Source organism: Gammaproteobacteria bacterium, from assembly GCA_013696315.1.
Lineage (GTDB): Bacteria > Pseudomonadota > Gammaproteobacteria > JACCYU01 > JACCYU01 > JACCYU01.
In genome coordinates, this window is record JACCYU010000217.1 from 1 (window position 1) to 6,876 (window position 6,876).

Annotated in this window: 10 protein-coding genes; all 10 read right to left on the reverse strand. The window is 60.0% G+C overall.

From position 1 onward, the window contains the following. Nucleotides 1–671: F0F1 ATP synthase subunit alpha (locus tag H0V34_12755; GenBank protein MBA2492516.1), on the reverse strand; the 671-nt coding region annotated here is incomplete at its 3' end. Between the two features lie 55 nt (nt 672–726). After that, entirely contained in the window at nt 727–1,263 is a 537-nt protein-coding gene (locus H0V34_12760; GenBank protein MBA2492517.1) for a F0F1 ATP synthase subunit delta, read from the reverse strand. Between the two features lie 7 nt (nt 1,264–1,270). After that, complete coding sequence (locus H0V34_12765) at nt 1,271–1,741, reverse strand: F0F1 ATP synthase subunit B (protein ID MBA2492518.1); 471 nt, start codon at nt 1,739–1,741, stop codon at nt 1,271–1,273. A gap of 75 nt (nt 1,742–1,816) precedes the next feature. After that, nucleotides 1,817–2,071 (reverse strand): F0F1 ATP synthase subunit C, encoded by a 255-nt coding sequence (gene atpE, locus H0V34_12770; protein MBA2492519.1) that lies wholly within the window; start codon nt 2,069–2,071, stop codon nt 1,817–1,819. A gap of 75 nt (nt 2,072–2,146) precedes the next feature. Further along, nucleotides 2,147–2,908 (reverse strand): F0F1 ATP synthase subunit A, encoded by a 762-nt coding sequence (gene atpB / locus H0V34_12775; protein ID MBA2492520.1) that lies wholly within the window; start codon nt 2,906–2,908, stop codon nt 2,147–2,149. Between the two features lie 15 nt (nt 2,909–2,923). After that, the gene (locus tag H0V34_12780) at nt 2,924–3,328 is read right to left on the reverse strand and encodes an ATP synthase subunit I (GenBank protein ID MBA2492521.1); all 405 of its coding nucleotides are present in this window, start codon (nt 3,326–3,328) and stop codon (nt 2,924–2,926) included. 198 nt (nt 3,329–3,526) lie between these two features. Further along, complete coding sequence (locus tag H0V34_12785; GenBank protein ID MBA2492522.1) at nt 3,527–4,393, reverse strand: ParB/RepB/Spo0J family partition protein; 867 nt, start codon at nt 4,391–4,393, stop codon at nt 3,527–3,529. Beyond that, the gene (locus H0V34_12790; GenBank protein MBA2492523.1) at nt 4,390–5,205 is read right to left on the reverse strand and encodes a ParA family protein; all 816 of its coding nucleotides are present in this window, start codon (nt 5,203–5,205) and stop codon (nt 4,390–4,392) included. Before H0V34_12790 ends, H0V34_12785 begins: the two co-directional genes overlap by 4 nt. 5 nt (nt 5,206–5,210) lie before the next feature. Beyond that, nucleotides 5,211–5,888, reverse strand: coding sequence for a 16S rRNA (guanine(527)-N(7))-methyltransferase RsmG (rsmG, locus tag H0V34_12795; GenBank protein MBA2492524.1), 678 nt, complete (start codon nt 5,886–5,888; stop codon nt 5,211–5,213). Then, the coding region (gene mnmG / locus H0V34_12800; GenBank protein MBA2492525.1) for a tRNA uridine-5-carboxymethylaminomethyl(34) synthesis enzyme MnmG at nt 5,885–6,876 on the reverse strand (992 nt) is incomplete at its 5' end. The genes mnmG and rsmG, both read right to left, overlap by 4 nt.

The following is a 6,876-nucleotide window of genomic DNA, read 5'->3' on the forward strand; positions in this document are numbered from 1 at the left end:
TGCGACATCGCATCGTGTTCTTCCAGCTTGGTCACCACGTTCGCGATGGCGGAAACCTTCTGCCCGATCGCCACGTAAATGCAGATGCAGTCCTTGCCCTTCTGATTGATGATGGTATCGATCGCGACCGCCGTCTTGCCGGTTTGTCGGTCGCCGATGATTAACTCGCGCTGGCCGCGTCCCACCGGCGTCATCGCGTCGATCGCCTTGAGCCCGGTCTGTATGGGCTGACTCACTGACTGGCGCTCGATGACACCCGGCGCTACCTTTTCGATGGCGGCGGTGCCATCGGCCTCGATCTCTCCCTTGCCATCCAGCGGATTACCCAGCGAATCCACCACGCGCCCGATCAGCGCGTCCCCGACCGGCACCTCCAGAATGCGGCCGGTACACTTGGCCGTATCGCCTTCCGCGATGTGGCGATATTCGCCCAGCACCACCGCGCCTACGGAATCGCGTTCGAGATTCAGCGCCAGACCGAAGGTATCCCCGGGAAACTCGATCATTTCGCCGGCGAGAGCGTCAGCTAGACCGTGAATACGGATGATGCCGTCCATCACGCCGACCACCGAGCCTTCGGTACGCGCCTCGGCCACGACCTCGAAATTCTTGATGCGCTGCTTGATCAGATCGCTAATTTCGGTGGGATTCAGTTTCGATTGTGTTGCCATGATTTCTCCAATGACCGCCCTGGATGGGCTGACGCCCGGGGCAAAGTAACGAATACTAGCGATTCAGGACGGTGGAAAGCTTGTCGAGACGACCACGGACAGAGCCGTCGATCACCAGGTCGCCCGCGTGGATGATCGCGCCGCCGAGCAACGCTTCGTCGGTGCGCGTGGATAAATGCACCTCGCGGCCCAGACGTTTCTTGAGCGCCTTTGCGATGGCGTCCCTCTGCGCCTCCGTGATTTCCTGAGCCGACACGACTTCCGCATCCACCGTGCCTTCGGCTTCGCGACGCCTGAACTCGTATATCGCCGCGATCTCCGGCAGCAAACCTAAGCGCGCGTTTTCGGCCAGCAGGTGAATGAAATTGCGCCCTTCGTCGTTCAGCCGGTCTTCGCATACCGAGATGAACATCTCGGCGCGCTGCTCGTGCGACAGCTGCGGACTGTCCAGCGCCGCGCGCATGTCGCCGTCGTGCGCCACCGCGGCCATAAACGCAAGCATCTCGGACCAGCGATTGAATTCCTTTTGCTCGCTGGCGAGCTCAAAGGCGACGCTGGCGTACGGACGCGCGAGGGTGGTGAGTTCGGACATCGTTTGTTTACAACTGTGCCGCCAGATCGTCCAGCACGGCGCTGTGTGTCTTGGCGTCAATCTCTTTTTTAAGAATCTGCTCCGCGCCGGCGATGGCGATCACTGATACCTGCTTGCGCAAGTTGTCTCTGGCGCGATTGATTTCCTGCTCGATGTCGTCCTCCGCCGCGGCTTTGATACGTTCACCTTCATCGCGCGCATCAGACTTCGCTTCCTCGACGATCTCGCTGGCGCGGCGCTGGGCCTGATTGAGAATGTCGGTCGCTTTCTGTTTGGCTTCGTCAAGCTGCTGCTTTGCGTCCTGCTCGGCCTGCTCCTGCTCTTCCTGTCCACGCTCGGCCGCGGCCAGGCCATCGGCGATCTTCTTCTGGCGCTCTTCTATGGCCTTGATGATCGGTGGCCACACATATCGCATGGTGACCCATACGAACAGCGCGAAGGTAATCATCTGGCCGAGCAGCGTTAGATTGATGCTCAACTGGCTATCCTCTGCAAAGATTCTTCATACGGATCTGTCACCGGTGGCTCCGGAGTAAGCTGATGCCGTGATTTGTTAACCGCCCAGGAAGGGATTGGCGAACGTGAAGAACAGCGCCAGACCCACACCGATCATGGCCACCGCGTCGAGCAGGCCAGCGACGATGAACATCTTGACCTGCAGCATCGGCACCATTTCCGGCTGGCGCGCCGAACCTTCGAGGAATCGTCCGCCCAGCAGGCCAAAGCCGATAGCGGTTCCCATTGCGCCCATTCCAAGGATCAAACCTACGGCGATAGCGGTCATGCCGTTAGCAAGAGCGGTTTCCATAACTTCCTCCAGAGTATCGAGTCGAATTTGTTGCGGTTGAAGAATCTTTGAAGATTCTAAGGATGCCTGATGACGCTATTCATGCTGTTCGTGCGCCAGGCTCAGGTAAACGATCGTCAGCATCATGAAGATGAATGCCTGCAGAACGACGATAAGAAGCTCGAACAGCGACCAGGGGACCCCCAGCACCCACTGCATCCACCAGGGCAGCAGCGCTACGAGCGTGAATATCAGACCGCCCGCGTACATGTTGCCGAAGAGTCGCAGCGAGAGCGAAATGGGCCGGGCGAGCTCTTCGACGACCTTCAAAATCAAATTAAAGGGCATGAACCACTTGCCGAATGGCTCCAGCAGCAGTTCCTTGGAAAAACCAACAGGTCCCTTGATCTTGATGCTGTAAAAGATGACCAGGATAAACACGCCCAGCGCCATGCCAAGCGTGGCGTTGACGTCAGACGTGGGGTTAATGCGCAGGTGTTCGAGGCCGACCGCCTGCCCGAGCAACGGGAACAGATCGTAGGGCCAGAGCTTGAAACTGTTCATCAGAAGTATCCAGACAAACAGCGTAAGCGCCAGCGGCGCGATCACCGCGCTTTTGCCGTGAAAACTGTCCTTGACCTGCTGATCGACGAACTCGACCAGAATCTCGACCGTGGCCTGTAGCTTTCCGGGTACGCCGGTCGTGGCGCTGGCCGCGGCCTTCCGAAACAGAAACAGGAACAATACGCCAAGCCCGATGGAGAAAAACATGGTGTCGACGTTGATGGCCCAGAAGCCGTCGCCAACCGTGAAAAAATGCAGATGATGCTCGATGTATTCGCCGGGAGAAGCTGCCATCTTGTGCTCGCGCCTTCATTCCTGTGAACCGGACAAAGCCGGCAGGAGAACAACCCAGAATGCCACCAGGGTGACAATGTAAGTTACAAACATGGGCAAAAAACTTACACGCAACCCGATAATGACGACTAAAAACAGGACGACGGTTAAGCATACCTTCTGTACTTCACCGGCGTAGAGCCTGTTCACTATGGCTTGCGCCGACCGGCCTTCGTCACTGCCGGCGAACACGCGCCACTTGAAAAAAATTGTTGTAGCAAGACTGATGCCGCCACCCGCAAGAGCTGACCAGGCGGCGTACGGCCCGGCAACCACTGACAGCAGCAGGAAAGCTCCGGCAGCAATCAAAAACTGGATTACCAGAATCATCCGTATCGCGCGGTCGCCTTCCGCCCCGCGCACGGACACTAGATCAGGCATCTTCGGAGCCAGGATAGAACGTGTTACAGCTGCGCGGTGTGAGGCCGGAAAGTCCTGGAAATTACGTTGCGCTTCGCAAGTAACAGCGCGGAAGTATAAAAGCAGCCTATTGGACGGTCAAACCATTTACGGAAAAAACATCGTAATAAGTCAGGAAGAATCTTTGTCGCCTTTGCCATTGAGCGTCCGTCGGGCGGGTCAACTCAAATGCGCGAGAATGCCGTCCAATTCGTCCAGACTGTTGTAATGAATCACCAGCCGGCCCTTGCCTGCACGATTACATTGAATCCGCACAGGAGCGCCGAGGCGCTCGGATAAGTCGTTCTCCAGATGCTGCACATCCGGGCTGGACGTCGCGGCCGACCTGGGGGCTGTGCTGTTCACTCTTGCGCGCTGACTGACGAGGCGCTCGGTCTCACGCACCGACAATCCCTCGGCGACGATCCGGCGGGCGGCCTGGATCTGCCGGTCCTCGGCAAGACCCAACAGCGCGCGCGCATGTCCCATCTCCAGGCTGCCCTCATCGAGCAGACGGCGCACCGGCTCGCTCAGGTCCAGTAACCGCAGATAATTTGAAACCGCCGCGCGCGAACGCCCGACAGCAATGGCGACCTGCTGATGAGTCAGATCGAATTCCCCGATCAGCCGGTGGAACGCTTGCGCCTCTTCCAGCGGATTGAGGTCTTCGCGCTGGATATTCTCGATTAAGGACATCGCGGCGGCGGCCTGATCCGGTATGGACTTGATCAGCGCCGGGATCGTATCCAGCCCCGCCATCTGCGCCGCGCGCCAGCGCCGTTCGCCGGCGATCAGCTCGTAGCCATTACCTACTGGCCGGACCACTACGGGTTGCACCAGGCCCTGCACGCGAATGGAGTCCGCCAGTTCCTGCAGGGTTTCGGGCTTTATGTGCGAGCGCGGCTGGTACTTGCCGCGGCGAATGTTGTCCACGGGCAGATGCCGCAACTCGCCACTGGCAGCATCGTTGTCGGACGATGGCTTCGAGGCCGCGCTCAACAGCACATCCACGCCCAGGCTGCCCAGACCGCGCCGCCTGCCGCTCACAGCGCCGGCGTGCGTAAGGAATTGGCCGATGACTGCGCATCGGTACCGCGCCGTTCCCTGCGCAGCAGCTCGCCCGCCAGCGAAAGATAGGCGAGTGCGCCGCGCGAAGCCTTGTCATACAGCAACACCGGCAGACCGTGACTGGGCGCCTCGGCCAGGCGGACGTTGCGCGGGATTACAGTCTCGAACACGCGCTCACCAAAATGCGAGATGAGCTGATTCGATACATCGTTTGCCAGGTTATTGCGCGGGTCGAACATGGTGCGCAGCAACCCCGCGATCTGCAATCCGGGATTGGCCGTTTGTTTTATGCGCTCGATGGTGCTGACCAGCGCCGACAGTCCCTCCAACGCGTAGTATTCGCATTGCATAGGAATGATCACGCCGTCTGCTGCCACCAGCGCGTTGACGGTTAAGGTATTGAGCGCCGGCGGGCAATCGATGAGCACGTAGTCGAAGCGGCTGATCACCGACTGCAGCGCCTGCTTCAGTCTGAATTCGCGCTCGGTGGCTGTGATCAACTCGATCTCGGCGACAGTCTGATCGCTGTTGGATGGCAAAACCGCGTAGGCGGCGCCCTCGACCTGCACGATGGCATCAGTGATTTTGGCCTTGCGCAGCAGCACGTCGCCGCTGGTCACGTCGAGCGCATGCTTGTCCACACCGCAACCCATGGTGGCGTTGCCCTGCGGGTCCAGATCGATAATGAGCACGCGACGGCTGATCGCGCCCAGCGACGCGGCCAGATTGACGGCCGTGGTGGTTTTGCCGACCCCGCCTTTCTGATTCGCCAGCGCAAGGATATTGGCCATCGTGGTCAGGCTTCGCGGATCTCGATCAGCTGACGCTCACTATCGATGTGCGGCACATTGAGTTTGAACGCGTGGAGTGTATATATCTTTGACTCTTCTGGCATCGCTTGAAGCCACTGGCGTTCCTCGGCGGTCAGGCTGGACTTCATGGCGAGCATGCGCCCCTTGGGCGCGCAAACAGGAGAGGCGACGGCGACGAACTCCATGACACTCGCGAAGGCCCGGCTGATGACGGTATCGAAGCCGACCACGGGCCGATAGGCTTCGATGCGCTCGCACTGCACGGTAACATTTCGCAAGCCCAGTTCGATGATCGCCTGGCGGATAAAACGCATCTTCTTCGCGTTGGCGTCCAGCAGAACAAACCACGTGCCGGGTTGCGCGATCGCCAATGGTATGCCGGGCAACCCCGCGCCGGTGCCGACATCAAGCACGTTTGGGCCTTCGACAAAATCCCGTACCGACAAACTGTCCAGCAGATGGGCGGCTATCATGCGATGCACGTTGCGCACGCCGCTTAAGTTGTACACCCGGTTCCATTTCTCCAGCAGACGCAGATAGTGAGTCAGCCGCTCGATCTGGTCATTATCGAGCCGCGCACCCAGCTCCGCGACGCCGGCTTTGATCGCTCTGCGCAGCGCGTCGTCGGTGTCCACTACCGCGTTCGCGGCGGATGAAGTCATCCACAACCCGCGTCCGGTGCGCGCATCGTCGCCTCGCCGCGGCGCCTTTTAAGATGCACCAGCAGCAACGACACCGCCGCAGGTGTAACACCCGGTATCCGCGCCGCCTGACCCAGGGTGGCCGGCCCGGCTTCCGTTAACTTCTGCCGCGCCTCGGTCGATAGGCCGCGCACGTTAGCGTAATCAAGGTCGTCCGGCAGGACGGTTTGCTCGTGCCGTATCGCGTTATCGATCTCGACCTGCTGGCGTTCGATGTATCCCGAGTACCTGGCCTGTATCTCGATCTGCTCGGCGATCACGTCATCGATATCGTCATCGGACACGTCGCACAATGACATCAGCGCGCGATAACCGATCCCCGGCCGCCGCAGCAATTCGGAAAGCGGCTGCTCGCGGGTCAGCGGCGCGCCCAGTACGCGCTCGATGTCGGCATCCAGCGCGTCACCCGGCCGCAGCCAGTGATCGTGCAAGCGCTGCTGTCCGCCCAGGATTGCGTCGCGCTTGCGCTCGAAAGCCTGCCACTGCGAATCGCTCACGAGGCTTAAGTCGCGACCCACTGGAGTCAGGCGCAGGTCGGCATTGTCTTCGCGTAACATCAATCTGTACTCGGCGCGGCTGGTGAACATCCGATAAGGCTCGGCTGCCCCGCGCGTGATCAGATCGTCAATCAGTACGCCGATGTAAGCCTGGTCGCGGCGCGGAGACCAGGGTTCCTGACCGGTGGCGCTGCGCGCCGCGTTCACACCGGCGACCAGACCCTGCGCAGCAGCCTCCTCGTAGCCGGTGGTGCCGTTGATCTGGCCGGCGAAGAACAGACCCGCGACCGGCTTGGTCTCCAGACTGGGTTTCAAACCGCGCGGATCGAAGTAATCGTATTCGATCGCGTAACCGGGGCGCGTAATATGCGCCTGCTCGAAGCCGGCAATCGAGCGCACCAGCTTATATTGCGTCTCGAACGGCAGGCTGGTGGAGATACCGTTGGGATATA